This window comes from Oceanobacillus saliphilus (assembly GCF_023522835.1).
In the GTDB taxonomy this organism is placed as follows: Bacteria; Bacillota; Bacilli; order Bacillales; family Amphibacillaceae; genus Oceanobacillus; species Oceanobacillus saliphilus.
In genome coordinates, this window is record NZ_JALCZU010000008.1 from 50,545 (window position 1) to 76,795 (window position 26,251).

The following is a 26,251-nucleotide window of genomic DNA, read 5'->3' on the forward strand; positions in this document are numbered from 1 at the left end:
GATGAACGCAGAACAAGCAAGAGAAAAAATTTGGGCAGAACTTAGAAAAGTAGGGAAGCCAGATACTCGTTTTCATTGGGATTTTGCCGAATTTATAGCAGATTATGAAGGCAGTGACCAAGGAGCGGAAATTGTTCGCGAACAGAAGGCTTATCAACAGGCGTCGGTTGTATTTATTACGCCGGATAACAACATGAGGAAATTAAGAGAGTACACGTTAAAAGATAAGAAGACATTAATTATGACAACATACGGAATTAACCGTGGTTTCCAAATTGTTCGCCCTGGGGATGTACCTGAGGGTAAGGAAGAATTAGCTTCCACATTAGACGGGATTGAGCTTTTTCTAACTCCAATTACGTTAAAGGAAATTAAAGATGAGTTCGAACATATTCCACTTCTTTTCACTGGAGCTTCTGCAATGAAACCAAATGGACTTCGTTTTGGAAAGGGGCATGGCTACTTTGACTTGGAGTGGGGAATGATGTGGGAAATAGGAATCGTTAGTACAAAATCGATTGTTTTTGGTCTTGGTCATGACTGCCAAATTGTCGATGCAGAAATTGACCCAGAGGAATATGATACCGTTGTTGATTATATCGTGACACCAACTCGCCTGCTAAAAACAGAGAATAACCATCCTAAACCAACATTAGGAATCATTTGGGATAAGCTTGAAGCTGGAATGTTTGAAAATATTCCTCCATTGCAGGAAGTTTATCGGTTGAAGGGGAAATAAGGACGACTCGCGCTCTGATTTCGTGTGGCATAGTTAGGGGAATAAAAATGAATCTAGGAATTATACGGAAAAAGCATATAATTCCTAGATTCCCTAAAACCTTGAACACTTTTTACCTATCGTAAAAGATATTACACACTCTCATCTTACGGGCGGCATGATGTAACCATTTTTATAGAATCATTGACTATTGACAAAATTAGTAGATTATGGAATTATTTATGTAGACAACCTCGATTTACCTCTAGCTCTTACCTTCTTTTTTAATATTAAACTCTGATTTAGCCTACTTACACCCTTATTCACCACACTTTTCAATAAAAACGGTTCCGAAAAAACAAACCTAAATAAACCCAAAATACTTATATGTATTCACCCTAGAGGGGTATGTATATCGTTTTTGGTTTACAGATTAAAGCAGAAAGGAGGACTATAAATGGGCCATGGTATTTCAGGATACAATAAAGCTGGAGAAGAAATTGCTTATGCACGTTTTAGCATGGGGAATTATAATGCGACTATACTGTACAGTTTACTTGATGCAAATGATTACTATGCGGGAGTTAGTGGATCAGGCGACAGTACTAGTTTTACAATACAACAAATTGAAAAAGCTTTGAGTGATTATAAACAATTATATAGTAATAGTGATTCTGCGCTGTCAGATTCCAAAAATTGGGATCAAAAACAAATCAGGAGTTTTCTATTAAACTGTTTAGCAACAGTACAAAAAGAAGAGAATGTAAGCGTGTTTTTTGGCTGAGATTTTTCGAGGTTGTTTACTGAATTCCTCAATTTTGTTACTACAAATAAACGTTCTTCAGAGTAAAAAGTCCACTCCTGACACTACAGTGACTAGATTACCTCTCTAAAATACTCTCTATCAAACAAGGTATACTACATTTAAAAATTAATATTCATTCTTCGGCAAGCAGTAACGAATTTTGAAGTAGATGTAGATACTGGATTTGATGCAACTATTGGTAGTGACTTCTTTGTCTCAAATAAAAAACTCTTTATTATTTAGTGAAATATCACTGTGTCACAATTTCTATTAGAAAAGCACTCCTTAAAATTTAGGAGTGTTTTTTTATGTTTATATTTATCACTTAAGTATTCATTTTATTATTATACCTTTATGACTACCTTCATATTGTACTGACTAAATTCACAGTTACTTTTGTTACTATATCAAAGGAACTATGCAGCTAAGCAACGATAGGAATAAAAATCAATTCGTAAGACAAACCTACTGATATTTTATTAGATAAGGTTATACATCAATTCTTTGAACGAATGTACTTTCTTCATAAAAGTTAAGATTCTGTAAAATTTTAAAAAATTAAAAATTAAGGTTGACTTAGACGCTTCACTATTATAACATTTAAATTAATTAAAATAGAATTAATATTCCGCAATTTGGAATGAGAATAGAGCTTGCAATCTATAACCCTTCATCATTCATCGTTTTAACGTATCAATCATCATTAGGTGGTGATCTATAAAGGATAAAGAAATAACTTAGATTACTACCTGTCATTCTTATTTTATCGTGCAGAGAACTTACTAAGTATATAAAGGAGAATCTTAATGATTGAACATATTGTCTTACTAAAATTTAGCGAACAATCAACGGATGAGCAAAAAAATGAAGCTGTTAAAAGGTGTAGGGAAATGAAAGGGAATGTTCCAGGTCTTGTAAATATTGAAGCTGGGATAAATTTTTCTGAAAGAAGCCAGGGATTTTCAATTGGAATGACCATTCTATTTGAAAATGAGGAAGCCTTAAAGGAATTTGCAATAGACCAATATCATGAGGAAGTTAAAACCTACTTAAAGGAAATCGGTCACAAGGATACATTAGTTGTAGATTTTGCAATTTAATATTTGCCGAAAACACTTCAAGTATGAAGTTGGATTTCGCATAAAAAGTAAAAGAGGAGTAGATCTTGTATGTATATAAATGGCGAATGGATAATAACAAATGAAACGATGAACATAACCAACCCTGCTACTGGAGAAGTCGTTGATACAGTTCATGTTGTAGGAAAAGAAGCAACGAAAGAAGCAATTAATTATTCCGAGAAAGCTTTTAAAAGCTGGTCATCATTGACTGGTGAACAACGTGGAGAATATTTACAAAAAGTAGCTGAAAAATTAGAGGAAAAGAAAGAAATAATAGCGCAAACAATTACAAAAGAGATGGGTAAAACAATCAATAGTGCGCGCTATGAAGTAAATAGTTCCATTAGTTTTTTCAAGTGGTATGCAGAAGAAGCTAAAAGAGTATATGGTGACATCGTTCCGCCTTCTACATCAAATAAGCGTATCTCTGTAATTAAACAGGCAGTAGGTGTAGTAGGTGCAATAACTCCATGGAATTTCCCCTTATCCATGGCAGCAAGGAAATTAGGACCTGCTTTAGCGGTTGGGTGTACAGTAGTATATCGTCCATCGAGAGAAGCTCCTTTAGCTTCTGTAGAGTTATTTAAAGTATTTGAAGAAGTAGGTATCCCAAAAGGAGTAGTTAATCTTTTAATCGGTTCAACAGAAATAGTTGATGAAATTTTACAAAATGAAAAGGTGAAAAAGATATCTTTCACAGGGTCTACTGAAGTCGGTAAAATGTTAATTCGCCAATCAGCAGATAATGTGAAGCGTGTATCGATGGAATTAGGTGGTCATGCACCGTTTATTGTATTTGAGGATGCTGATATTGATTTAGCTGTCGACGGAGCGATTAAGAGCAAATTTGCTTCAACAGGGCAACAATGTGTTTGTGCGAATCGGATTTATGTTCATGAATCTATTTACGAAGAATTTTCTACTAAGATGGCAGAAAAAGTTTCAGCAATGGTAGTAGGAGATGGGATGAATGCACATTCAGATATGGGTCCACTAATTAATGAAGGAGCTGTTGTTAAGGTTGAACGTCAAGTAACGGATGCAATTAAAAAGGGTGCAACGGTTCTTGTTGGCGGTAAACGCTTAACAGAGCAGAGCTATGGAGATGGTTTTTATTATTCACCGACCGTCCTTGGAGATGTAAAGGAAGATATGGTTATTACCCATGAGGAAACCTTTGGTCCGGTTGCTCCGATAATTAAATTCTCAACCGAAGAAGAGGTTATTGAGAAGGCAAATAATACGCCATACGGTCTCGCTTCGTATTTTTATACAAATGATTTAAGTAGAAGTTATCGTGTCTCCGAAAGTTTAGAGTATGGGATGGTGGGAATTAATGATCCTGCTCCATTTGCTACTCAAATTCCATTTGGAGGCGTTAAAGAGAGCGGACAAGGACGTGAAGGTGGCCGTTATGGATTAGAAGACTACTTGGAAATGAAAATGATTTCCACAGCTATAAGTAATTGACGATATAAAAAGGGGTCAATATGAACTGAATATTGTAATTCATAATTAAAACAGTAAGACAGTTTTTTATTAACATATCTAACGAGAAACATTAAATTACTTTTTTGAAAAAATCAATATTTTGTAAACGCTTTCCGTTGATGTTTAATTATTACTTAAAATATTAAATACGAGCTTGATCAAAATAACATGGAATACAGATTGACTATTTAGAGGGAGGTTTCAACAATGGGAATACAGATTGAAGAATTCACAGTAGCAGATGCGATAGTAAAAGAACTTGTTAGAAATGGTGTAGAAGTGGCTTTTGGGATTGTTAGCATTCATAATCTGCCAATCTACCAAGCTATCTTACGAGATGGCAGTATTCAATTGATAACGGCCCGTGGAGAAAGTGGAGCGGTAAATATGGCAGATGGATATGCTAGAACTACCGGCAAACTTGGGGTTGTAATAACGAGTACCGGAACTGGGGCAGGGAATGCTGCGGGATCGTTAGTAGAAGCCTGGAGTGGAGGCACTCCGCTTCTACATTTAACAGGTGAAATTGAAAGCCCTTATATCAATTTAGGCAGGCATTATATTCATGAAGCAAAGGATCAACTTTCTATGATGGAAGGTGCAAGTAAGAAAGCATACCGTCTGCGTAAACCGGAGCAAGCTATCTCGGTGATAAGAAAAGCTGTTGATAAAGCTTTTGATGCCCCAACCGGACCGGTGACGCTAGAAATCCCTATTGACTTTCAATCAGCAATTATCCCAAACAGTGAAATCTTAGAGATGAATAAAACCTCCGCTTCTAATAAAAATGAAGAAGAAATTCATTTATCCGAACATCTTATTACTAAAATAGTAGCAGCACGCAGACCGGTAATCTGGGCTGGTGGTGGTGTAATTAAATCCGAAGCATCCGATGAATTAATAACACTAGCTGAAATGCTTGGAGCAATGGTAATTACGAGTCAATCCGGTAAAGGTTCTATTCCTGAAAACCATCCACTATGTGTAGGGTATTTTTCTTCTAATAAAATGGTTCGTGACTTCATTCGAAATTCGGATTTATTGATAAGTGTTGGTACGCAATTCCGTAGTACAGAAACAGCACTGTGGGATTCCTTTGTTCCGGAAGAACATATTAGTATAAATACGAATATCCATGCATTTAATCTGAATTATCCAGTTACTCACGGAATAGTTGCTGATGCTAAATCTATTTTAAGTAGATTAATAAATAACACTGACATCAAAGGTTATACACCAGACGAGGAGTATGGTGAAGAAATTAAACAGCTTCGCGAAAATGTACGTGCGGAGTTAATTGATACGCTCGGACCTTATAAATACTTTGCAAGTGGAATTCGAGAAATTCTACCTGACGAGGCTATTTTGGTACGTGATGTTACGGTTCCGGCAAATCTGTGGGGAAGTCGTGTGGTAGAAACATTATTGCCAAGAACGTCTATCTATATTGCCGGAGGAGGAATTGGGCAGGGATTGCCTATAGCAATCGGAGCTCAAGTAGGACGTAAGGATCGCCCTGTTGTATTAATAGCAGGTGATGGTGGATTTCTTGTGAACTTAGGTGAAATGGCAACAGCTGCACAGGAAAACCTAGCAATAACTGTTATTTTGTTTGATGATGCAGGGTACGGCGTTTTACGTGGTATCCAAGATGCTACTTATGGAAAGCAGGTTGCCGTGGATCTAGTAAGTCCAGATTTTGTAAAACTTGGAGAGAGCATGGGGTTTGTATCGAAACGAGTAGGTTCTGTGGATGAATTTACAACAGAGCTTTCAGAAGCAGTGTCAATGGAAAAACCATCATTAATTGTGGTTGATATGGAAGCAGTAGGTCCTGCCGCTAAACAATATGCAGGAGCACCTGGCGCAGTTCCTGATTATCGACCGAAGAAGTTTGAATAAATAGTTCATTTAGTGTTGAGTCTAGCGAATATGTAATCGTAAATTATAAATAAAATAAATCAAATCATAGTGTGAAAATAAGATTATTTGGAGTGAATAATACATGAATATAGCTGAAGAAAAAATTAGTGAGTTTTCAATCGATTGCTTTAAAAAGGTTGGAATGAAAGAAGTAGACGCAAAGATAATTACAGAAACAATGTTGGTTGCCGATTATCGCGGAATTCACAGTCACGGATTCATACGTTTACCAATTTATATTGAGCGGATAAAAAAGGGATTTATTAATGTCAATGCAGTTATTAAATCCGTTAAAGAGAGTACCTCCCTCACTTTAATGGATGGAGACTATGGTGCGGGTCAAGTAGTAGCTAAGTCTGCAATGTTAAATTCAATTAAAAAAGCTAAAGAATATGGATTAGGCTTAACAATTGTAAAAAATGGTAATCATTTTGGAATTGCAGGGTATTATTCCCATTTGGCAACAAAAGAAAATATGATTGGTTTAGCTATTAGTAATGCCGAAGCTTTAATGCCAGCTGTCGGGGGAGCAGAAAAGGTAATTGGGAATAATCCGGTGTCTATTGCTGCACCAAATCATAATAAGAGGAATCCATTAGTGCTTGATATGGCACTAAGTAACGTTGCGTTAGGGAAAATATTAGTAGCAGAAAAGAAAGGTGATACTATTCCAAATGGTTGGGGTGTTGACGAAAATGGGCAAACAACTAACAATCCAAGCGAGGTAGTAAATGGAGGTTTTCTATCACCAGTAGGCGGTCCAAAAGGTTTTGGTTTAGCTCTGTTAACAGAAGTTCTTACAGGTGTTATTTCTGGAGGAGATTTTTCTAAAACGATACCAACAATGTATGGTTTAGAGGAAAAACAATCTATCTCATATTTTATGCTTGCACTAGACACTTCATTTTTTATGGAGAAAGAAGATTATGAACAGCGGATGAATATGCTTTCTTCTTTTGTAAAAGATTCAAAAAAAGCACCTGGCGTAGAAGAAACATTTTTGCCTGGCGAACTTGAGTTTAAACGCGAGAAAGAAAACGAAATAAAAGGAGTTCCTATAGATGAAAACGTTTTCGAAGAACTTCGGAAATTGGCTGAATCATTAGAAGTTGAATTTAAATTTTAGTATTAATACAACTGAAATGTCCTATGAAATTCAAATTAATAGCTATTAATAATATTCCAGGAGGAGATACAATGAAAAAATATTTTATATTATTATTGTTAATTATTATATTTAGCTTAAGTGCATGTTCCAATAGTAATCAAACTGAGGCAGGTAAGCAAGGGAAAGTCATAACATTTGGACATGAGTATAATGAGAGCCATTCGCTCCATGCAGGGGCAGTAAAATTTAAAGAAAAACTAGAAGAACTTAGTGATGGAGAGATTACAGTAGAAATCCACAACAATGGTAGTCTTGGTGACAATGAAGAAATGCATCAACAATTATTAATGGGAAATCTCGATGCTCATATTTCAAATGTAGTTTTCTACACGGGTGAACATCCGCAGGCGATGGTAGACGAATTACCATTCATATATCAAGAAGTTAGTAATTGGTATGACGCATGGGATGGAGAATTTGGTGGTGCTATTCAATCTGAAGTATTTGATCAAGCAGGAGTAACTAACCTTGGAAATTGGGGCGTTGGATTTCGACACTTTACAAATAATGTAAGGCCTATTACAACTCCTGAAGACATGGAGGGAATCAAGTTTAGAAGTGCTAGTTCTCCAATAAGGCTAAAAATGTTTGAAGTATTAGGAGGAAATGCAATTTCGATGCCATTACCAGAGTTATTTACTGGTTTACAACAGGGAACTGTTGATGGAATGGATAATCCACTTATAACAATCGAATCTGGTAGTTTTGAAGAAGTACAAGATTATCTCTCGCTTTCTGGCCATATTTTTACTGGAATGAATGTACTTTTTAATACGGATAATTTAAACAGTTTCACAGAAGAAGAACAAGATTGGATTCAAACGGCCATGGATGGAGCAACATCACACCAACGAAATGTAACTGCTGAAAATGAAGAAAAAATATTAGAAAGTTTTGAATCAGTAATTGAAATAAACGAAGTAGACTATGATGCATTTTTAAATGCTGTACAACCTGTCTATGATTATTATAGAGAAGAATTTGGTGATAATGGATGGATTGAAATGATACAGGAAGTTCAGTAAAAATTTAATCCTTAAAGGCGGATTGTGGTTTTACTATTTAGAAATGTCATTTTAAAAAAAGATTCATAGTCTAAGAACTATTATTAGTTTAAGAAGATATAAATAAGAATAGTTTGTCTGGTTAAAAACAGCTACCTTTGACACTGATTTTTTCTTTTCCACGTGCTATTTAATGACTAAGTTGCCATTAGTCATTTGGCAGAAAGCCTAGCACCACGCCTTCTCAGTGTTAAGGTACGCTATCCTTAGCCTGGTATATCTCAGATTTTTAGTGCAAGGGGATAAATGTCCTGAATGTAAATTTAATATAGAGGGGTTGATTTATTTGAAAATACTAAACTTTATTAAATTTACTACTAGAATATTTAGTGCCTTTCTTTTATTCTTAATTGTTGGTACAACTTTTTTTCAAGTTATAATGCGTTATTTGTTTAACATTTCATATGTCTGGGTAGAAGAATTGGCAATTTGGTCGATGGTTTGGCTTGTTTTTTTAGGATCAGTACTTGGAGTTATTGAAATGGCTCATCCTAGAATAGATTTTTTAGTTAATCGTTTACCAGGAAAGATTAAAATTACGGTTGAAATATTTACTAATCTAGTATGTGCAATTGTAGTAGCAATTTTAACATACTACACATTACCGCTAATTAAATTAAATTCAAATAACATATCTGTTGGTCTCCAACTACCTGTGTCAATACTCTATTACTCACTTCTAATAGGTGGGGCACTCATGACTTTATTTTTCGTGGTGACAATCTATGAAAAGGGAAAAATGCTTAGAGAGGGTGCCTAGATTTGATTATTCTATTATTTATTACTTTCTTTGTTTCAATGTTTCTTGGTATCCCCATTGCATTTTCAATGATACTCAGCGTCATTGCCGCGGTAATTTTTGAGGGTAATATTGATCTAACGATAGTGGTTCAGCGTTTAGTGAATGGGGGAGCGAGTTTTACTATGTTGGCTCTCCCACTGTTTATATTTGCTGGAAATCTGATGATGTATGGTAGTACTAGCAGACTTATGAATTTTGCAAATATGTTGATTGGAAGAATTCCTGGAAGTATTGGAACAGTTGGAGTGGTAGGAAGTGCTTTTTTTGGTTCAGTATCAGGGTCGGGTGTGGCCACAACAGCTGCCGTAGGTTCGATAGTAGCACCTGAAATGGTGAAACAAGGATATAGAAAAGGATATACAGCATCACTACTAGCAGCTTCAGGAACTTTAGGTGTTTTGATTCCACCAAGTATAGTAGCTATTGTATATGGTTCTATAGCAAGTACATCTATTGGTAAACAGTTAATAGCAGGTGCCGGACCTGGTTTTCTAATTATGCTTGCTTTAATTGGTCTTAATACCATTATTGCTTTGCGAAAAGGGATAGGTAATCAGAAACATAAGTATAGTGCAAAGGAAAAAGTTAAAATTACACTAGATGTTATTCCTCCTTTGTTAATGCCTATTATTATATTTGGAGGAATTATGAGCGGACTTATAACCGCTACAGAATCTGCAGTTATTGCTACTGTTTATGCATTAATTTTATCAATGATCATTTATCGTGAAATAGACTTTAAAAAGTTAATGAAAGTTACTTCGGATAGTGTAGTAACAAGTGCAGTAATTTTGCTCATAATGGCAGCTGCTGCTCCTTTTTCGTGGACACTTGCAATACAACAAGTCCCTCAAATGTTAATGAGTAATATTGCCTCATTTTCAACTAATCCAATTGTTATTATGACTCTGATTGTTTTTGTAATAATTATATTAGGTATTTTTATGGAAGGAATTAGTATTGTAATTATTATGACACCCATAATGTTACCATTAGCAGTTTCAGTAGGTATCGACCCAATTCATTTTGGTACCATAATGCTCGCAGCTATAAACATTGGAGCTGTAACACCCCCATTAGCTGTTGGCCTGTTTGTTTCTACTAAAATTGTTAATATTCCAATTTCAAAAGTTTTCCCAGATGTATTTTATATAATAATCGCCATGTTAATTTGTGTTGCAATAATAGTAATCTGGCCAGCATTAACTCTATGGTTGCCAAATCTATTAATGCAAAAGCTATAAAGATGCCTCTACCAGTTATCGTAGCTAATAATAACCATATTCATCGTTGATAAAATATACTTAAAGGAGAGATGTTCAAAATGAAACTATTAACATTTGTAACAGACAGCGGATTGAAATTAGGAGTCAAAATGGAAAAAGGAGTACTTAATCTCGAAAAAGCTAAAGAAAAATTTCCAAATACATCAATTCCCACAACTATTGAACAAGTTATTGAAGGTGAGGAAGCTCAACTAAAGGAATTACATCGATACATTCAAACCATCGACAGTAAGGAAAATGAATTATTTCTTCCAGAAGAAGAATTGACCTTTGGGCCAATCGTGCCGAACCCAGGGAAAATTATTTGCATCGGCTTAAACTATCGGAAACATGCGATTGAGAGTGGTATGCCTATTCCTGAAAACCCGATCATTTTTAATAAGTTTAGCAATGCTATATCTGGTCATGGTGAGACTGTGGATATCCCTTCTCATGCAAAGCAAATTGACTATGAAGCAGAATTAGTTATCGTGATAGGCAAAAAAACAAAAGAAGTAAGCAAGGAAGAGGCACTGGATTACGTTCTTGGTTATACGAACGGAAATGATTTATCTATTCGTGAACATCAGTTTCTTACGAGTCAATGGGTACTTGGAAAAACAGCTGATGGATTTTGCCCAATAGGTCCTTATTTGGTAACTCCGGATGAAGTTGGTAATCCTGATGACTTAGAAATAAAGGGTTTAGTAAATGGTGAAGTTAAGCAAAGTTCTACCACAGCTGACATGATTTTCAATTGTAGTGAGATAATTAGTTTTGCTTCCAAATATATGACACTTGAGCCTGGTGATATAATACTTACTGGTACACCAGAAGGAGTTATCATGGGCAATTCTCCAGAAGAACAAATTTGGCTTAAAAATGGAGATGAAGTGACGATCGAAATTGAAAAGTTAGGGAAGCTTACAACTATATTTAATTAAAAATCTTAGTTGCTGATAGATTACTTATACATCAACCACTTGGTTATAAAGCGTTATTTATCCCTAGGCAAAACTTGTCACATTGCTATTTAACTATTAATGTAGTTATCTGACAGGGTTCTAAATAGAAAGCTGTGGCAAGCTATTGCTTAAAGGTTTAGAATATAATCCTTCAAGTTTTTTGCTATACATATAAAGAAAATAAGTTCCATTCCAAAATATTAAATAGAATTGGAACTCGGAAGAGAGGTTACACAATGAGTCAAAGTCTATTGAAAGCAATACAATTATTAGATTGTTTTGATGAAAATCCTGAATTAACTCTATTAGAATTAGTGGAGATATCTAAAATGCCCAAAACAACAGTTTTTAGATTAGTTTCGTCTCTAGTAGAAGCAGGGTTACTGGTTAAAGTAAAATACTCCAGCCACGATGTTAGATATAAAATGGGATTAAAATTACTTGAGTTAGGGATGAGAGTGAATAAGCAACTGGAATATCGTGAAATCGCCCTACCATATATGAAGGAATTAAATGCAAAATTAAATGAATCCGTGCATTTAGCGGTTATTGAAAAAGATGAAACGGTTTATGTAGAAAAACTAGATAGTACAAAACCGCTTCGTTTAATAATAAAAATAGGAGCTCGTATTCCTTTATATAAAGGATCAGCATCTAAAGTACTATTAGCCAATTTGAAAAAAACAGAACAAGAAGAATACCTAAAGAAACTGAAATTAAACAAGCTGGATGAACATACATTCGATAACATAGAACAGCTAGTTAAAGAACTTCAAGAAATAAGGGAAAAAGGCTATTCGTATAGTAAAGAAGAAATTTATAAGGATATAATTGGATATTCCTGCCCTATTTTTGATAACTCAGGAAAGATTCTTGCTGCGATGGGTGTAAGTATACCTATCATAGAATTTACCGAAGAAAAGGGAGAGCATATTCTAAATGAAGTGCTAAAGACCGCAAATATAATATCAAAAGAACTAGGTTATAAATGATAAACAAGGATACATTGGAATTAGTTGCAAAGAGGACATAGCAAGTACAGTAAATCTTAGCAAACGTGAAATTAAAGTAAGTCTATTTTATTACCCGTAAACTTCATATAAGAAAACTAAAAGGAACAAATGTGACTGCTTGTGGATTTGTTTCTTTTCATATTGCTAGTTATAGAAATTATAATGTGTCTTCATATCAAAAAAATAGTTTTCACCTTCATCTAAATTGACAGTTCTAGAAGTAGACACTAATTATTTTCAGAATATTAATAAGTAAATAAATTATCAGTTGATTTTTTGCGCAGAATGACTTAGAATTTATATTATAAATACGGAATTCAAATTCCTTATATTGGAATGATTGACTAGAAGTAGATAACAAGGACATTAAACGGAGGAGGAAATTTAAATGAATATCTATGTATTATTAAAAAAGACATTTGATACGGAAGAACAAATCAATGTTTCAAATGCTGAAATTGTAGATGATGGTGCTGAATACATCATAAATCCTTACGATGAGTATGCAATTGAAGAAGCAATCGTTCAAAGAGATACTCACGGTGGTGAGGTAACTGTTGTAACGATTGGAGACGGAAAGTCTGAGAAACAATTAAGAACTGCATTAGCAATGGGTGCTGATCAGGCAGTATTGATAAATACGGAAGATGATCTTGAGGATGGGGATCAATATACGACAGTTAAGATTTTAGAAAAATTCTTTGAAGATAAAGATGTAGATCTAATATTAGCAGGTAATGTTGCAATTGATGAGGCAAGCGGGCAAGTTGGTCCTCGTCTGGCAGAAACAATAGGTATCCCATACGTAACAACCATTACGAGTCTAGCAATTGAGGGGGATATCGTAACTATTGAGAAGGATGTAGAAGGAGATGTAGAAATAATTGAAACGAGTTTGCCATTGCTGGTAACTTGTCAACAAGGTCTGAACGAACCACGTTACCCTTCTCTACCAGGAATTATGAAAGCAAAAAAGAAGCCATTAGCTGAGATGGAAATAGATGATCTTAATATAGAGGAAGAGGATGTTAAAGCCAAAACAAAAGTTATCGAAATCTTTTTACTGGAGGAAAAAGCAGCTGGCAGAGTACTCGAAGGTGAATTAGATGGGCAGGTTAAAGAGTTAGTTTCTTTATTAAGAAATGAACAAAAAATTATATAATAGATCAATTGAGGAGAGGGGTAGAAATATGAGTAAATTATTAGTTATCGCTGAAGGAAGAGATGGAATTTTACGCAATGTATCTTTTGAGGCTGTAGCAGTTGCCAAAAAGATAGATGCAGATGCTGAAATTGTAGGTGTTGTTTTAGGAAAAGAAGATTTAGAGGAACAAGCACAAGAATTGATTCGTTACGGGGCAGATCGTGTTATCGTCGTGCAACACGAAAAAATGAAAGCGTACACATCGGATGGGTACGGGCAAGCGGTTCTCGCTGTAATTAATGATGAATCTCCAGACGGTATTGTAATGGGGCATACTTCCATTGGAAAGGATTTAACACCGAAGTTAGCGAGTAAATTAGACACCGGTCTGATTTCAGATGTGGTAGCAGTTGAACACAATAGTGGCGATGTTGAGTTTATTCGTCCAATTTATTCAGGTAAGGCGTTTGAAAGAAAGATTATTACAGATGGTATTACATTTGTTACAGTTCGACCAAATAATATTCCCCCGCTAGATCGTGATACAACAAGAAATGGTGAAATTTCAACGAGAAAAGTTGAAATAAAAGATATCCGAACGATTGTTAAAGATGTCGTTCGCAAAGCATCTAAAGGTGTGGATCTCTCGGAAGCGAATATTGTTATTGCAGGTGGACGTGGGGTAAAAAGTGAAGAAGGGTTTAATACCGTACACGAGTTAGCTGAAGTTTTAGGTGCGGCAGTTGGTGCTTCACGTGGTGCATGTGACGCTGGGTATTGTGATTATTCCTTACAAATTGGGCAAACCGGCAAAGTAGTTACTCCGGATCTATATATTGCAGTAGGTATTTCTGGAGCAATCCAGCACCTGGCAGGGATGTCCAACTCAAAAGTAATCGTTGCTATTAACAAAGATCCAGAAGCCAATATATTTGGTATCGCTGATTATGGAATTGTAGGCGACTTGTTTGAAGTTATCCCTCTATTAATTGAGGAATTAAAAGCGTTAAGAAGTACAGTAAAAGCCTAAAATTCATAAAAAGGGAGGACGCTAGTAAATGGATTTGAAATTTTCGAATGATATAGAACAGTTCAGAACAGAGGTAAGAGAGTGGTTAGAAAATAATATACCATCATGGTGGCATGATTTTACAGAAAGAAAAAAAGATCGAGAACGATATCGAGAACTAATGTCTTCATGGGATAAGAAACTATCTGAAAGTGGATATACTGGTATTTCATGGCCTAAGGAATATGGTGGGAAGGGCGAACACGTATTAAAAGAAATGATCTTTGAAGAAGAACTGGGGAAGATTGATGCACCTAAAGGACATAATTACTTAGCAAGAATTTTGTTAGGACCAACTATGTTAACGTATGCAACGAAGGAACAAAAAGAATATTTTATCCCAAGGATCATACAAAGCAAAGATATATGGTGTCAGGGTTTTTCAGAGCCAAATGCTGGATCAGATTTAGCATCACTATCTACTCGTGCGGTATTAGATGGAGATGAGTGGGTTATCAATGGACAAAAAACTTGGACATCTGAAGCGAAAGAATCAAACTGGTGCTTCCTGTTAGCTCGAACGGATGCAGATGCGGCTAAGCATAAAGGCATTACGTATTTCTTGGTGCCAATGGATGCAGAAGGAGTCACCATTCGTCCGATTACGAAAATAACCGGTGAAAATGAATTTAATGAAGTGTTCTTTGATGATGTAAGAATCCCTAAAGATTATCATGTTGGAAATATAAATGAGGGTTGGAAAGTTGCAATGACAACGTTGTCTTTTGAAAGAGGCGTATTGGCGCTTGGTAGACATTCCCGTTTTGAAAAGGAGTTTAAGAGAGCGATACAATCTGCAACTGATCGTGCCTCCCTGTCTGAAGATAGTTTCATAAACAAAAGCTATCTCTCTCAAAAAATTGCTCAGTCATATATAGAGTTACGCGTAATGAAATATCACAGTTTAAAAACAATAAGTGATTATGTTAATAGTAATGGAAAGTTAGGACCAGAAGTATCTTTACAAAAATTATATTGGTCAGAAATGAGAAGACGGTTAGGGCATTTATATATGGAGCTCCAAGGAAAGGATTCGTACTACGCGAAAGAAGATGCAGAATTCGGTGATTATTTCACAAATGTATACTACACAGCTCTTGGTGAAAATGTTTATGCTGGTACGAGTCAAATACAACGAAATATTTTAGCAGAAAAAGTGTTAGGTTTACCAAGATAAGGAGATGGTAATATGACTAATTTTAATTTTGAATATGAATTTGAAGAGAAATTAATACGTGATACGGTAAGCGATGCATTTAATAAAGTCAGTTCTCCTGAGATAGTAAGAGAAAAGATCAACCATACTGCTATTAATCAATCCGTTCAAGAATTTTTAGGAGAACAAGGGATGATTGGAATTCTATCGCCTAGAGATAAGGGGCTTGATATGAATTTGCAGCTAACCTCCATTATTGTGAAAGAAGCTGGCAAAAGACTAGTTTCTTTTCCAGTTATTGAACATTTATTAGGAACCTATATCTTAAAAAGCGATCCTACGTTTCAAGAAGATCCTTATGAGACAGGAGAGAAGATTGTCACCCTTAGCTGGAATCACAGCATTCAGCTTAACGAATCTAATAATGAAATAACGATTAGTGGAAGTGTGGAGGATATTCCATTTCTAGATTCTGTAGATGCAGTTATTATTCCGCTTCATCATAAAGCTCTTTACATTCAAAAAGATCTTTTACTGTCCAATAGGATGAAATTAAATGGTCAAGACGAAACCTATCCTTTATTTAAAGCTACCTTATCAAATGTTCCTGAAGACAAGGGAAAAGTAAAGTTACTTTCATATGATAAAGATGAATTCGAGAAAGTTTCCAACTTATTAATTACTTCTGAGATATTAGGATTGTCGCAGGAAGTATTATCAATGACACTAGATTACGCGAATGAAAGAAAACAATTTGGTGTACCAATTGGTAAATTTCAAGCAGTCAAACATATGATTGCCGACATGCATGTTTACACGGAAAGCATGGATGTTTCAGTCAGGTATGGTGCGTGGGCAATTGAGAATGATGGAGAAGATAAAGAAATAGTGGCTACAATAGCGAAAGCTTACACATCTGATGCTATTATTCAGGTAATTGAAAAGGGTATTCAAGTACATGGAGGGGTAGGACTGACGTGGGAGCATGACCTGCATTTATATCTAAAACGTGCGTATCGATTGCTATCCATGAATAACTCAATATATGAAGAAAGAGAAAAGGTAGTTAAACATTTATCGCAATTCCTTTTACTAGAAGAAAAGATTACGAATTAACGGGGGAGCAATATAGATGGGTAAACAACATGTGGTTCAATGCAAGGTGGGGCAAACACTTGGGAGGGAATGAAATAAATGAGGGAAGCTGTAATCGTAGAAGCTGTTCGACTACCTGTGGGTAGGAGAAATGGAATTTATTCAGATACAAGGTCTGAATATTTATTGTCATCTGTATTAAAAGGATTAATTGAACAATCAGGAATGAATGCAAAAGAGGTTCAAGACGTAATTGTAGGCAGTGTAACACAAACCAATGAACAAGGTAACAATATCGCTAGAATTGCCACATTAATGGCCGGATTACCTGAAGAAGTACCCGCAATGACACTAAATCGAAAATGCGGATCCTCTCAACACGCAGTAAATCTCGCTGCACAAGGGGTTATTAGCGGTGACTTTGATGTCGTAATCGCAGCAGGAATTGAAAATATGACAAGGCATCCAATGGGAAGTGATAAAGTTCCTGAGCCAAAAGAGTTAGAAGAATTGTACGAAATCGTTCCACAAGGTGAGTCTGCTGAGAGGATTGCGGATCGTTGGGGTTTGTCAAGAGAAGAATTAGATGAATTTGCAGTTCGCAGTCATCATTTAGCGCACAAAGCTACATTAAATGGCGATTTTGAGAGAGAAATATTGCCTGTTGAAGTGGAAAAAGACGGAGAAAACATTACTGTTACTCGGGATGAAGGAGTCAGACCAAACAGCACATTGGAAAAGTTATCTGGACTAAAATCAGTATTTAGAGAAGGAGGGAAAATAACAGCCGGAAACGCTTCGCAAATTAGTGACGGAGCAGCAGCGGTATTAATTATGTCTAGAGAAAAGGCAGAAGAACTTGGTTTAAAACCTAGAGCGCGAATTATTGCCAGAGACGTGATTGGGTCTAATCCTACGATGATGCTAACAGGAATCATTCCATTAACTAAAAGAATCCTGAAGAAAGCTAATCTCACCGTTGATGAGATTGGTATTTTTGAATGTAATGAAGCCTTTTCTTCTGTCGTGCTTTCCTGGGAGAAAGAATTAAAGCCTAATATGGATAAAGTTAATCCTAGGGGCGGGGCAATTGCCTTAGGTCATCCAACCGGTGCAAGTGGAGCGAGAATTATGACAACCTTACTGCATGAATTGGAAGACTTCGATCAAAGATATGGATTGCAAGTGATGTGTTGTGGCGGTGGAATGGCTACAGCGACGATTATCGAAAAACTATAACAGGGGTGTTTGCATGTTGTTAAAAGACAAAGTAGCCATTGTAACCGGATCCGGAAGAGGTGTAGGTAAAGCTGTTGTATTAGCAATGGTTAATGAAGGTGCCAAAGTAGTGGTTAATGATGTAGATGAGGGAGCAGCAATAGAGACTGTTGAAGAGATAGAGAATCAGGGTGGTCATGCAATTGCTGTTATAGGTAGTGTAGCAGACAAACAAGTTGCACATGAAATGGTAGAAAAGGCCGTTTCAGCTTTCGGGACGGTCGATATTCTCATGAACAATGCTGCTGTGACGAGACCGGCAATGATACACAACATGAGCGATGAAGATTGGGATACTGTAATTGATATTGATCTAAAAGGAGTTTTTAATGGAATTCGGGCAGTAGCACCAATTTTTAAAGAAAAGAGTAAGGGTAATCCTGATTCTTTATCTAATGGGAAAATAATAAATGTAACATCTGTAGCAGGCCTGACCGGAACGATTGGACAAATTAACTATGGTGCAGCAAAATCCGGGGTTATAGGTCTTACCATGTCAGCTGCCAGAGAGTGGGGAAGGTATCGTGTTCAATCAAATGCTGTAGCATTTGGGATTGTAGAAACACGTATGACAGAGACCATTCGAGGGGAAAAATTTGCAGATACGTATAAAAGCAAAATTGTATTAGAACGATTTGCCACAACAGAAGATGTTATACCGGGGATTTTATTCTTAGCATCTTCCGGTTCAAATTATATTACCGGAGAAGTACTTAATATTTCAGGAGGATATCATATCGGAGTTTAGGAGGAATAAAATGATCGAACGCTCAATAATCGGAGTTGAAAGCAAACCAGTAACGTATGAGATCGAAAAAGGAGCAATTAAAAAGTTTGCAAAAGCAATAGGGGAGGATAATCCCATCTATTTTAATGAAGACGTAGCAATCGAAAAAGGTTATCCCTCATTATTAGCGCCGATTACCTTTCCCACCACATTTAGAGAAGATGTGCCAGATTGGTTTTCTAAATTAGATAAAAATAAGTTACTCCATGGAGAACAATCCTATACGTATCATAAAAGACTTTTTGCAGGAGATAAAGTTGATGTTACGGAAGCTGTTACAGATGTCTATGAAAAATCAGGAAGCAATGGATTATTAACTTTTATTATCAGAGTCCGTAAAGGCTATAAAGAAGAAGCGTTATTATTTACAGAACAATCCACTTTTATTATAAGAGGAGGTAAATAATATGGAACAAGAAGTAAAAGCAACTTTTGAAAAGCTAACGAAACCTCCTATAACAAGAATGCAGTTAGTAAAATATGCAGGTGCCTCAGGAGATTTTAACCCAATTCATACGGATGAAGAATTTGCACTTAATTCACCAATGAAAGGTTTAATTGCTCACGGAATGTTATCGATGGGTTTTCTCACACAATATGTAGAAAAATTAGTAGGTGACCCATTAAAAATAAAAGAAATAACTGTGCAATTTCGCTCCATCGTACGACCAAGTGATGTAATATCTTTGGAAGCGAAGGAAGTCGTTTCTATAAATAATTTACAAAAACTAGAATTACATGCAAAAAATCAGCACGAAAGCATTGTACTGAAGGGTGAGGCCTTTATTGATAAATAACAATTATTAAGTGGAGTGTATACAAATGATAAAAACAAAAAGTCCTTTAAGTAGTATGCTTTTTCCTAAATCAATCGCAATTATTGGAGCATCAGGAGATAAAACTAAAATTGGCTACCAATCTGTTTCTAATTTGAAAAATATTGGATATCGTGGAGATGTACATTTAGTAAACCCAAAATATAAAGAGATCGAAGGTTTTCCTTGCTATCAAGCTATTTCGAGTCTGCCCATGGATGTTGATTTAGCTATGGTATCTATCAACGCCACGAAAGTATTGACCGCGCTTGAACAATTAGAAAAGATAAATGTAAAAAGTATCATTGTTTTAAGTTCCGGCTATGCTGAAACAGGTGAAGACGGTGCGATATTAGAAGCAGAACTGACTAATTTTTCTGAAAGAACTGGTATTGCAGTCTGTGGACCAAATACATTAGGTATAGCAAATTTTAAAGAAAATATGATTGCCTCATTTTCCAGTCTAACAGCAACCGACTCCGATCCTGTTGCATTTGTAACCCAAAGTGGTGCAGTGGGTTCTCTATCCTATACAAATGCAAAAGATATGGGGATTGGCTATCGTTATTTTGTATCTACCGGAAATGAAGCTGGAACAGACTTCTTCGATTATGTTCATTTTCTATCAGATCAGGATGATTTAAAAGTTATTGCCGGATATCTAGAAGGGGCCCGTGATTTCAACAAAATGGAGAAGGCAATTGAAGCTTGTCATAAAAATAATAAACCGCTAGTTTTGATGAAGGTAGGTAATTCTCAAACAGGTGCTGAGGCCGCAAGTTCACATACTGCTTCTGTTGCAGGCAATGCACAATTGTATCGTAATTATTTTGACGATAGAAATGTTGTAAGAGTAGCCGATGAAGAGGAATTAACGGACACGATTGGTGTTTTTGCCAAAACGCCTCCCACCACTACCAATGGGGGAGTAGCCATCATCACTCAATCTGGTGGTGCAGGAATAATTATGGCTGACCAGTGTGACAAAAAAAATATCGAACTTGCTCATTTATCGAGTAAAACAAAAGAGGAATTGAAAAAAGTACTACCTGCTTATTCGACGGTTGCAAATCCGATTGATATTACAGCTCAGGTGGCTCAGTCACCGGAACCAATTCTGGATGCACTTTCCGTTACGTTACAAGACGATCATGTTGAATCAATCGTACTGTACCTACAAATGACCGATGATAAATTTTTAACCATTTTACCTAGACTATCTGAAATTATTAATACAACAGATAAAAGAGTAATTTTTTGCTGGTCAGGAGTGCAGGCTGCGACAAAAGAAAAAATACTACAATATAAAAATTTATGTTGGATTCCGAATCCGACTCGATCGATTAATGCGCTGGCCAATGTGATAAATTACTACAGAAACCGAAGAAATAAACATGAAGCGGCACCATCACATCGATTGACTAAAGAATATCCTAGTAAAATAATTGGCAAAATGAATGAATGGGAAAGTAAAAACTTGTTAAGTGATTATGGTTTGTCTATCCCAAAAGGTCAACTGGTAAAAAATGAACAGGAAATCGAAAATATTCAGCTTTCCTTTCCGGTAGTAATGAAAGTGGTTTCTTCGGAGATAGAACACAAAAGTGAATATAGTCTTGTGAAATTAAATATCAACTCTCTGGAAAAAGTAAAAGAAAATTATAAAATAATTAATGGGAATATTGAGCGATATTGTAAAGGTAAATCAGTTGATGGTATTTTAATTGAAGAAATGGCACCTCAGGGAATAGAGGTTATCATTGGAGCAATTAACGATCCTGTTTTTGGACCGTCCGTAATGTTTGGTTTAGGCGGCATATTTGTTGAGGTACTAAAAGATGTGGTGATATTGCCGGTTCCGATTAATAAAGATACTGCAATTTCAATGATAAAATCCGTTAAAAATTATAAAATACTGAACGGTGCACGTGGTAACTATTATGATATAGAAGCTTTGTCTAACACCATTGTTCGCATTTCTGAATTCTGTGTAGATAATCAAGATAGTTTAATAGAATTCGATATCAATCCTTTAATTGTTCATTGTATTGGAAAGGGAGTCACAGCTGTTGATGCATTTATTATTGGTAAGGAACTAGAAAGATATCCGAATAGATTTTGATTTTTAATTCTTTATATTACCAAAAGCATTGTTGAAGAAAAATGATTATATAGTATAAAGATTTTAGGAGAAGTGTTAGCGCACGTCTCCTTTTATCATTAATTAAGATATCACAAGACTAGTCAACAGAGTTACTATTTCAAGCGATATCAATGTGTAATGAGAAAAGTACCGTTGGGGGATAAATTAATTAGCTTAGAGAGTAAAATGACATGATTGTTATAACCGTATCATTAAATTGATTTAGTAGCTTCATGGTGAACAATGGCTTCTTCAAGGAAAATTAATACTTCTTTATTAATAGGGTATAGGCCTAATTCAGCCGAAGTTTCTTCAGATTTTCTTATTTCCCAAAATTTATCAATTAAGTCTGGTTTATCCCCAAAGGATTCTAAAGTTAATAAATCTACATCCACAGCAATTAGCTGTCCCTCCATAGAACTAGGTGATGTTCCGTTTTCCAAGCATAATTCTATGCGCTTTATTATATTGATCCATTTTATGATTAGAGGATCCTCCATTTTCGGGAGATTTTCAGATAAAATTGATTGTTCCTCTTTATTAAACAATTGACTCCATAGCTTCTTTTTTCTTTCCTGTTTTTTACTGTTTTCTTCTTCTGATAGTAGTGGTAAAAGATGGTTCCATTGGAGAGTTCCCTCTAATTTTAAAGTGTTTAGTAGTGTTGTTGTATGCTGAAGTGATAGATTTAATTGTTCAATGTTTGTTTCAAGTTGCTTTTTATGTACGGTTAAAATTTTATCTATTGTCACTTGATTAATGATTTGTCTAATGTCTTTCAGGGACATGGATGTAGACTTTAATAAAATGATTTTTTCTAGAAGTAACAAATCATCTTCGGAATAGTAACGCTTACCATTATTCTTTTTTATCGTCGGTACTACCAATCCAATCTGGTCGTAATAACGTAATGTACGTAAAGAAATATTGATCTTTTTTGATACTTCTCCAGTTGAAAACAGAGTCATTGTATTCCTCCTAAAAATAGTTGCAGGTGACGTTACGTCACCAATTATAATAAATCTATCATACAACATCTTTGGGAGGTATTAAAATGGGTAACAATTCAATGAGTAAAACAACAATCAAATGGTCTTGGAGAGATGTATTTAAATTACTTTTTCTTACATTTGTTGTTGTGCCGCTTTTTATTGAATATTTATTGCATGATTTGTTGTATACTCTTTTTCAGGATAGCCTTTACTCAGGTACGATGACAGGGCTCATCATGGCAATTGTGTTTATGACATCCTTATATTTTATTGCATTAAAACCACATGGCCTTTCATGGAATACAGTTGGAGTTAATCGTTTTTCAAATGGATATTGGAAGTGGATTGTTGTATGGTTGATCGTATTAATTGTTGTTAGTGTTATGATACTAACATTGATGGATATATTAAACGTCAGTTGGGAGAACGAAAAAACCGAATCATTATTGAGAAATAAGGCTTGGCACACTATTCTTATTGGCTTTGTGTCTGCTGCAATCATTTCACCAATTTATGAAGAAATTTTTTATAGAGGTTTTTTATATAAATGGTTCCGCGTAAAATGGGGAGTAGCTGCTGGTATGTTTGTAAGTTCCTTTATTTTTATGATTGTTCATATCCCAACTTACAATACGTTAACAGTGAACTTTGTCTCCGGACTTGTGTTTGCATGGACATATGAAAAAACAGGATCTGTTCTACCAGCTATCATCATTCATGGTACATTTAATGGTATTGCACTTATACTGACGGTATTCACATGACTATACAGATGTATGTTTCATTCTCGATCTGCTTAAGTGGAATGACAAGAATGTACTATAGGCTAGCGTTTAATCTGTGGGAAGATCATTCATGAATTGTTTAACTAAATCTACTCTCAAATTGTCCTTTTAGAATTCATCTGTTCAGAATGATGCTTTCATGTGTTTAATATTTCCTTTACTATTGTTTCTGCTGCAATAATTAAAAAAGCCATCATTAAAATTGATTGAATCTTTCACATGGTTAAAATTCTAATTTGAATATTATGCTAGTATTGGATGGCTGTATGCTTTTGCACTTTTCTTCAAGAGAATACCACTATTAGTCAAGTAAAGATTAAATATATCCCCTCTTTCCAATGATAGAAGCTTTATGAATTCTTGAGGTATTCTCACGGATCCTCTATTGTTTAAAACCATTTTATTTTCCAGGGTGTCTTCGTATAGTAGTTTCTGTATAACTAATTCTTTAGATTGCAAACGAATTATAATTTCATGACCACAATATAAATTTAGTGTCTCTCTAATTAGTTTAGGTATAGTAATTGTGTATCCTTTCGATAAAGTACAAGTTGTATTTTTTGCTGTTTGTTTATTCGATTCTTCACGTAGAGAATAGTTTTCTCTCATAACAATCCTCCAAAAATATAATCTTTTATTGTTTCATCTATTTTTACATTTTTATTTATATATTTTAAATTAAAAATATGGAGAATTTATGAATTTTTAATGTTTATAGAAATTTTTTATTGAATGTGAACTCTAAAAATACCAAAGAATTGTAGCTTCCTTCTTGACTTAAGATAAATTTAAAGTTTTTTGAAATCTCGACATTTTCAACACTAAGTTTTCCTATAATAGCCACAAAATATATAAAATTAAATAGTAGGTGAATTTCATGGTGGTAAACTTGAGAAAGTGTACTTCCAAGAACAAATAGATGATACGGAAATAAAATAAAATAAAGAAATGGTTCCGAGCAATAAAATTTACTTGGAACCATTTTTATACCATTTTTGGCTAGATTTGTCTCAGTCTCTTTTATATTATTTCTATGTTTACGTTATATTGGCAGTGATTTATTCTACCTTTATCTGCCCCATCATGCCGTTGTCCTCATGTTCAAGAATATGACAATGGAACATGTATACACCCTTATGTTTAAATTGTATTGCTATTTTTACCGTCTCATCTGGTTGGATGGAAATGCTGTCTTTCCATCCTTGCTCATTCTCCGGTGGTTCTTCTCCATCTCTGGATAGTATTTTAAACTGGGCTCCGTGTATGTGGAATGGATGAATCATTCCACCCATCTCGTCTGGCTTATTGTAAATTTCCCATACTTCAGTAATCCCTTGCTCTTGCGTGAAATCAATTCGTTCCGGATCAAATTTTTTACCATTAATCGTAACCTGATCCATCATCCCGAAGAGTTCCACTTTCTTTGTAACTGGCATGCTTAGCTCTTCTTCTGATACCGAAACATCATTCATATTCTCAGGAATACTGCTTTCCTCTCCTTTCTGTAGAGAAACATCAAATGGGAGAAGGATAGAGCCATCCTCATTTACTAACGCCAACTCATTTTCTGTGTCCAGCTGTGAAAAATCAACAATTATCTCCGCCCGTTCAGACGGGGTAAGTGTAATTTCTGCCAGTGTCACCGGCTCATTTAAGAATCCACCATCCGTTGCAATCTGAACAAAGGAATCTCTAGTATTTAATTTTATGGTGTAATTTCTCGCATTAGATCCATTTAATAAACGGAGACGTACTTTTTCTTTTTTTACAGTCAACTTGGGATTCATTGTCCCATTGATCAACGACGTATCACCGATTGTCCCGTCATCATTCATTGCAGCACTGAAATTTAACTGCTTTTCTTCATCAAAAGTTTTATCTTGGAAAATCAAGGGGATATCATTTTCTCCGTACGCATTTGGCAATTCAAGACTTTTTGAATTATCATCTTCAATATAGATCAACCCTGCGAGTCCATTGTATACCTGTTCAGCAGTTTTCCCTTCTGGATGGGGATGGAACCATAGTGTTGAAGCTTCTTGTGTCACGTCAAATTCAATTAATTCTTCTTCTCCGGATTTTAAGGATTCATGTGGTCCTCCATCTGCATCCCCGGCTACTTCCAACCCGTGCCAATGAAAGGTTGTTTCCTCATCTAACTCATTAATCGTTCTGATTTTCACTGTTTTACCTTCTTCGAGACGAAGCATCGGTCCTAAAAAAGATCCGTTATATCCATACGTTTTCGTTTTGGTACCATCGAATATTTCAGTCTCCCCGGTTTGTGCGCGAACAGTGTATACGACTTGATCATCGTCACTATCGTCAGGTTCTAACATAGGAGGAATATTCAACTCATTTTCTCCCGTCGAGTTGTTTAAACTTACCACCTCATCGTGGCTCATATGCTCATCCATGGTGTCATGGTCCATCGTTGAATTGTCGATTTCATCCATTTCTTCCATTTCATCCTCAGGCTGCGCGTTGTTATTACTGCAGGCGCTGATAACTAGAAATATAATGAACAATCCTATAATCTTAAATTTTTTTCCCATCTTATGTATCCTCTCTCTTTGATTATTTTTTTAGTTTAACAAGAAAATATGAAGAAAATATGCACAGCTGGTGCTGAAATATGAAGTAAGAATGTTC

Annotated in this window: 24 protein-coding genes; 21 read left to right on the forward strand and 3 right to left on the reverse strand. The window is 35.4% G+C overall.

What is annotated here, in order from left to right; all coding sequences use genetic code 11:
• Position 1: 1 nt before the first annotated feature.
• The 20 genes from MN204_RS13635 to MN204_RS13730 all read left to right on the forward strand — a co-directional run bounded on the left by MN204_RS13635 (position 2) and on the right by MN204_RS13730 (position 21,801).
• Complete coding sequence (locus tag MN204_RS13635) at positions 2 to 739, forward strand: 5-formyltetrahydrofolate cyclo-ligase (RefSeq protein ID WP_249871631.1); 738 nt, start codon at positions 2 to 4, stop codon at positions 737 to 739.
• Positions 740 to 1,175: 436 nt separating this feature from the next.
• Positions 1,176 to 1,502: a hypothetical protein gene (locus tag MN204_RS13640; RefSeq protein WP_249871632.1), complete on the forward strand. Its 327-nt coding sequence runs from the start codon at positions 1,176 to 1,178 to the stop codon at positions 1,500 to 1,502.
• A gap of 827 nt (positions 1,503 to 2,329) precedes the next feature.
• Positions 2,330 to 2,623, forward strand: coding sequence for a Dabb family protein (locus MN204_RS13645; protein WP_249871633.1), 294 nt, complete (start codon positions 2,330 to 2,332; stop codon positions 2,621 to 2,623).
• A gap of 69 nt (positions 2,624 to 2,692) precedes the next feature.
• Entirely contained in the window at positions 2,693 to 4,114 is a 1,422-nt protein-coding gene (locus MN204_RS13650) for an NAD-dependent succinate-semialdehyde dehydrogenase (RefSeq protein ID WP_249871634.1), read from the forward strand.
• A gap of 228 nt (positions 4,115 to 4,342) precedes the next feature.
• The gene (locus MN204_RS13655) at positions 4,343 to 6,037 is read left to right on the forward strand and encodes a thiamine pyrophosphate-binding protein (protein ID WP_249871635.1); all 1,695 of its coding nucleotides are present in this window, start codon (positions 4,343 to 4,345) and stop codon (positions 6,035 to 6,037) included.
• Positions 6,038 to 6,140: 103 nt separating this feature from the next.
• Positions 6,141 to 7,184 carry an Ldh family oxidoreductase gene (locus MN204_RS13660; protein WP_249871636.1) on the forward strand — a complete coding sequence of 348 codons (1,044 nt, stop codon included), beginning with the start codon at positions 6,141 to 6,143 and terminating at the stop codon, positions 7,182 to 7,184.
• A 71-nt stretch (positions 7,185 to 7,255) separates the two neighbouring features.
• Complete coding sequence (locus MN204_RS13665) at positions 7,256 to 8,251, forward strand: TRAP transporter substrate-binding protein (RefSeq protein ID WP_249871637.1); 996 nt, start codon at positions 7,256 to 7,258, stop codon at positions 8,249 to 8,251.
• A gap of 325 nt (positions 8,252 to 8,576) precedes the next feature.
• Positions 8,577 to 9,050 (forward strand): TRAP transporter small permease, encoded by a 474-nt coding sequence (locus MN204_RS13670; RefSeq protein WP_249871638.1) that lies wholly within the window; start codon positions 8,577 to 8,579, stop codon positions 9,048 to 9,050.
• A gap of 2 nt (positions 9,051 to 9,052) precedes the next feature.
• Entirely contained in the window at positions 9,053 to 10,336 is a 1,284-nt protein-coding gene (locus MN204_RS13675) for a TRAP transporter large permease (protein WP_249871639.1), read from the forward strand.
• 80 nt (positions 10,337 to 10,416) lie between these two features.
• On the forward strand, positions 10,417 to 11,301 hold the full coding sequence (locus MN204_RS13680; protein ID WP_249871640.1) for a fumarylacetoacetate hydrolase family protein: 885 nt from the start codon (positions 10,417 to 10,419) through the stop codon (positions 11,299 to 11,301).
• Between the two features lie 257 nt (positions 11,302 to 11,558).
• Positions 11,559 to 12,314, forward strand: a complete 756-nt coding sequence (locus tag MN204_RS13685) for an IclR family transcriptional regulator (RefSeq protein WP_249871641.1) — start codon at positions 11,559 to 11,561, stop codon at positions 12,312 to 12,314.
• A gap of 409 nt (positions 12,315 to 12,723) precedes the next feature.
• Complete coding sequence (locus tag MN204_RS13690; RefSeq protein ID WP_249871642.1) at positions 12,724 to 13,497, forward strand: electron transfer flavoprotein subunit beta/FixA family protein; 774 nt, start codon at positions 12,724 to 12,726, stop codon at positions 13,495 to 13,497.
• A 28-nt stretch (positions 13,498 to 13,525) separates the two neighbouring features.
• Positions 13,526 to 14,509: an electron transfer flavoprotein subunit alpha/FixB family protein gene (locus MN204_RS13695; protein WP_249871643.1), complete on the forward strand. Its 984-nt coding sequence runs from the start codon at positions 13,526 to 13,528 to the stop codon at positions 14,507 to 14,509.
• A 28-nt stretch (positions 14,510 to 14,537) separates the two neighbouring features.
• Positions 14,538 to 15,725: an acyl-CoA dehydrogenase family protein gene (locus MN204_RS13700; protein WP_249871644.1), complete on the forward strand. Its 1,188-nt coding sequence runs from the start codon at positions 14,538 to 14,540 to the stop codon at positions 15,723 to 15,725.
• A gap of 12 nt (positions 15,726 to 15,737) precedes the next feature.
• Positions 15,738 to 16,820, forward strand: a complete 1,083-nt coding sequence (locus MN204_RS13705) for an acyl-CoA dehydrogenase family protein (RefSeq protein ID WP_249871645.1) — start codon at positions 15,738 to 15,740, stop codon at positions 16,818 to 16,820.
• 78 nt (positions 16,821 to 16,898) lie between these two features.
• Positions 16,899 to 18,038, forward strand: a complete 1,140-nt coding sequence (locus MN204_RS13710; RefSeq protein WP_249871646.1) for a thiolase family protein — start codon at positions 16,899 to 16,901, stop codon at positions 18,036 to 18,038.
• Between the two features lie 13 nt (positions 18,039 to 18,051).
• Complete coding sequence (locus MN204_RS13715; protein ID WP_249871647.1) at positions 18,052 to 18,825, forward strand: SDR family NAD(P)-dependent oxidoreductase; 774 nt, start codon at positions 18,052 to 18,054, stop codon at positions 18,823 to 18,825.
• A 10-nt stretch (positions 18,826 to 18,835) separates the two neighbouring features.
• Positions 18,836 to 19,270 carry a MaoC family dehydratase N-terminal domain-containing protein gene (locus tag MN204_RS13720; protein WP_249871648.1) on the forward strand — a complete coding sequence of 145 codons (435 nt, stop codon included), beginning with the start codon at positions 18,836 to 18,838 and terminating at the stop codon, positions 19,268 to 19,270.
• Position 19,271: 1 nt separating this feature from the next.
• On the forward strand, positions 19,272 to 19,661 hold the full coding sequence (locus MN204_RS13725; protein ID WP_249871649.1) for a MaoC/PaaZ C-terminal domain-containing protein: 390 nt from the start codon (positions 19,272 to 19,274) through the stop codon (positions 19,659 to 19,661).
• Between the two features lie 25 nt (positions 19,662 to 19,686).
• Positions 19,687 to 21,801: an acetate--CoA ligase family protein gene (locus MN204_RS13730; RefSeq protein ID WP_249871650.1), complete on the forward strand. Its 2,115-nt coding sequence runs from the start codon at positions 19,687 to 19,689 to the stop codon at positions 21,799 to 21,801.
• 233 nt (positions 21,802 to 22,034) lie between these two features.
• On the opposite strand, the gene MN204_RS13735 is transcribed toward MN204_RS13730, so the two are convergent.
• Positions 22,035 to 22,790, reverse strand: a complete 756-nt coding sequence (locus MN204_RS13735) for a MerR family transcriptional regulator (protein ID WP_249871651.1) — start codon at positions 22,788 to 22,790, stop codon at positions 22,035 to 22,037.
• Between the two features lie 86 nt (positions 22,791 to 22,876).
• Between MN204_RS13735 and MN204_RS13740 the strand changes: the two genes are divergently transcribed.
• Positions 22,877 to 23,578, forward strand: a complete 702-nt coding sequence (locus tag MN204_RS13740) for a CPBP family intramembrane glutamic endopeptidase (protein WP_249871652.1) — start codon at positions 22,877 to 22,879, stop codon at positions 23,576 to 23,578.
• A gap of 264 nt (positions 23,579 to 23,842) precedes the next feature.
• Here the strand turns inward: MN204_RS13740 and MN204_RS13745 are convergent, their stop codons facing one another.
• Positions 23,843 to 24,208, reverse strand: coding sequence for an AbrB/MazE/SpoVT family DNA-binding domain-containing protein (locus tag MN204_RS13745; protein WP_249871653.1), 366 nt, complete (start codon positions 24,206 to 24,208; stop codon positions 23,843 to 23,845).
• Between the two features lie 449 nt (positions 24,209 to 24,657).
• Complete coding sequence (locus MN204_RS13750; RefSeq protein ID WP_249871654.1) at positions 24,658 to 26,154, reverse strand: multicopper oxidase family protein; 1,497 nt, start codon at positions 26,152 to 26,154, stop codon at positions 24,658 to 24,660.
• Positions 26,155 to 26,251: the final 97 nt, after the last annotated feature.

Bases quoted from the DNA above. Each gene is read 5' to 3' on its own strand.
- MN204_RS13635 (WP_249871631.1), top strand. From the start codon at position 2: ATGAACGCAGAACAAGCAAGAGAAAAAATTTGGGCAGAACTTAGAAAA.
- MN204_RS13640 (WP_249871632.1), top strand. From the start codon at position 1,176: ATGGGCCATGGTATTTCAGGATACAATAAAGCTGGAGAAGAAATTGCT.
- MN204_RS13645 (WP_249871633.1), top strand. From the start codon at position 2,330: ATGATTGAACATATTGTCTTACTAAAATTTAGCGAACAATCAACGGAT.
- MN204_RS13650 (WP_249871634.1), top strand. From the start codon at position 2,693: ATGTATATAAATGGCGAATGGATAATAACAAATGAAACGATGAACATA.
- MN204_RS13655 (WP_249871635.1), top strand. From the start codon at position 4,343: ATGGGAATACAGATTGAAGAATTCACAGTAGCAGATGCGATAGTAAAA.
- MN204_RS13660 (WP_249871636.1), top strand. From the start codon at position 6,141: ATGAATATAGCTGAAGAAAAAATTAGTGAGTTTTCAATCGATTGCTTT.
- MN204_RS13665 (WP_249871637.1), top strand. From the start codon at position 7,256: ATGAAAAAATATTTTATATTATTATTGTTAATTATTATATTTAGCTTA.
- MN204_RS13680 (WP_249871640.1), top strand. From the start codon at position 10,417: ATGAAACTATTAACATTTGTAACAGACAGCGGATTGAAATTAGGAGTC.
- MN204_RS13685 (WP_249871641.1), top strand. From the start codon at position 11,559: ATGAGTCAAAGTCTATTGAAAGCAATACAATTATTAGATTGTTTTGAT.
- MN204_RS13690 (WP_249871642.1), top strand. From the start codon at position 12,724: ATGAATATCTATGTATTATTAAAAAAGACATTTGATACGGAAGAACAA.
- MN204_RS13695 (WP_249871643.1), top strand. From the start codon at position 13,526: ATGAGTAAATTATTAGTTATCGCTGAAGGAAGAGATGGAATTTTACGC.
- MN204_RS13700 (WP_249871644.1), top strand. From the start codon at position 14,538: ATGGATTTGAAATTTTCGAATGATATAGAACAGTTCAGAACAGAGGTA.
- MN204_RS13705 (WP_249871645.1), top strand. From the start codon at position 15,738: ATGACTAATTTTAATTTTGAATATGAATTTGAAGAGAAATTAATACGT.
- MN204_RS13710 (WP_249871646.1), top strand. From the start codon at position 16,899: ATGAGGGAAGCTGTAATCGTAGAAGCTGTTCGACTACCTGTGGGTAGG.
- MN204_RS13715 (WP_249871647.1), top strand. From the start codon at position 18,052: ATGTTGTTAAAAGACAAAGTAGCCATTGTAACCGGATCCGGAAGAGGT.
- MN204_RS13720 (WP_249871648.1), top strand. From the start codon at position 18,836: ATGATCGAACGCTCAATAATCGGAGTTGAAAGCAAACCAGTAACGTAT.
- MN204_RS13725 (WP_249871649.1), top strand. From the start codon at position 19,272: ATGGAACAAGAAGTAAAAGCAACTTTTGAAAAGCTAACGAAACCTCCT.
- MN204_RS13730 (WP_249871650.1), top strand. From the start codon at position 19,687: ATGATAAAAACAAAAAGTCCTTTAAGTAGTATGCTTTTTCCTAAATCA.
- MN204_RS13735 (WP_249871651.1), bottom strand. From the start codon at position 22,790: ATGACTCTGTTTTCAACTGGAGAAGTATCAAAAAAGATCAATATTTCT.
- MN204_RS13740 (WP_249871652.1), top strand. From the start codon at position 22,877: ATGGGTAACAATTCAATGAGTAAAACAACAATCAAATGGTCTTGGAGA.
- MN204_RS13745 (WP_249871653.1), bottom strand. From the start codon at position 24,208: ATGAGAGAAAACTATTCTCTACGTGAAGAATCGAATAAACAAACAGCA.
- MN204_RS13750 (WP_249871654.1), bottom strand. From the start codon at position 26,154: ATGGGAAAAAAATTTAAGATTATAGGATTGTTCATTATATTTCTAGTT.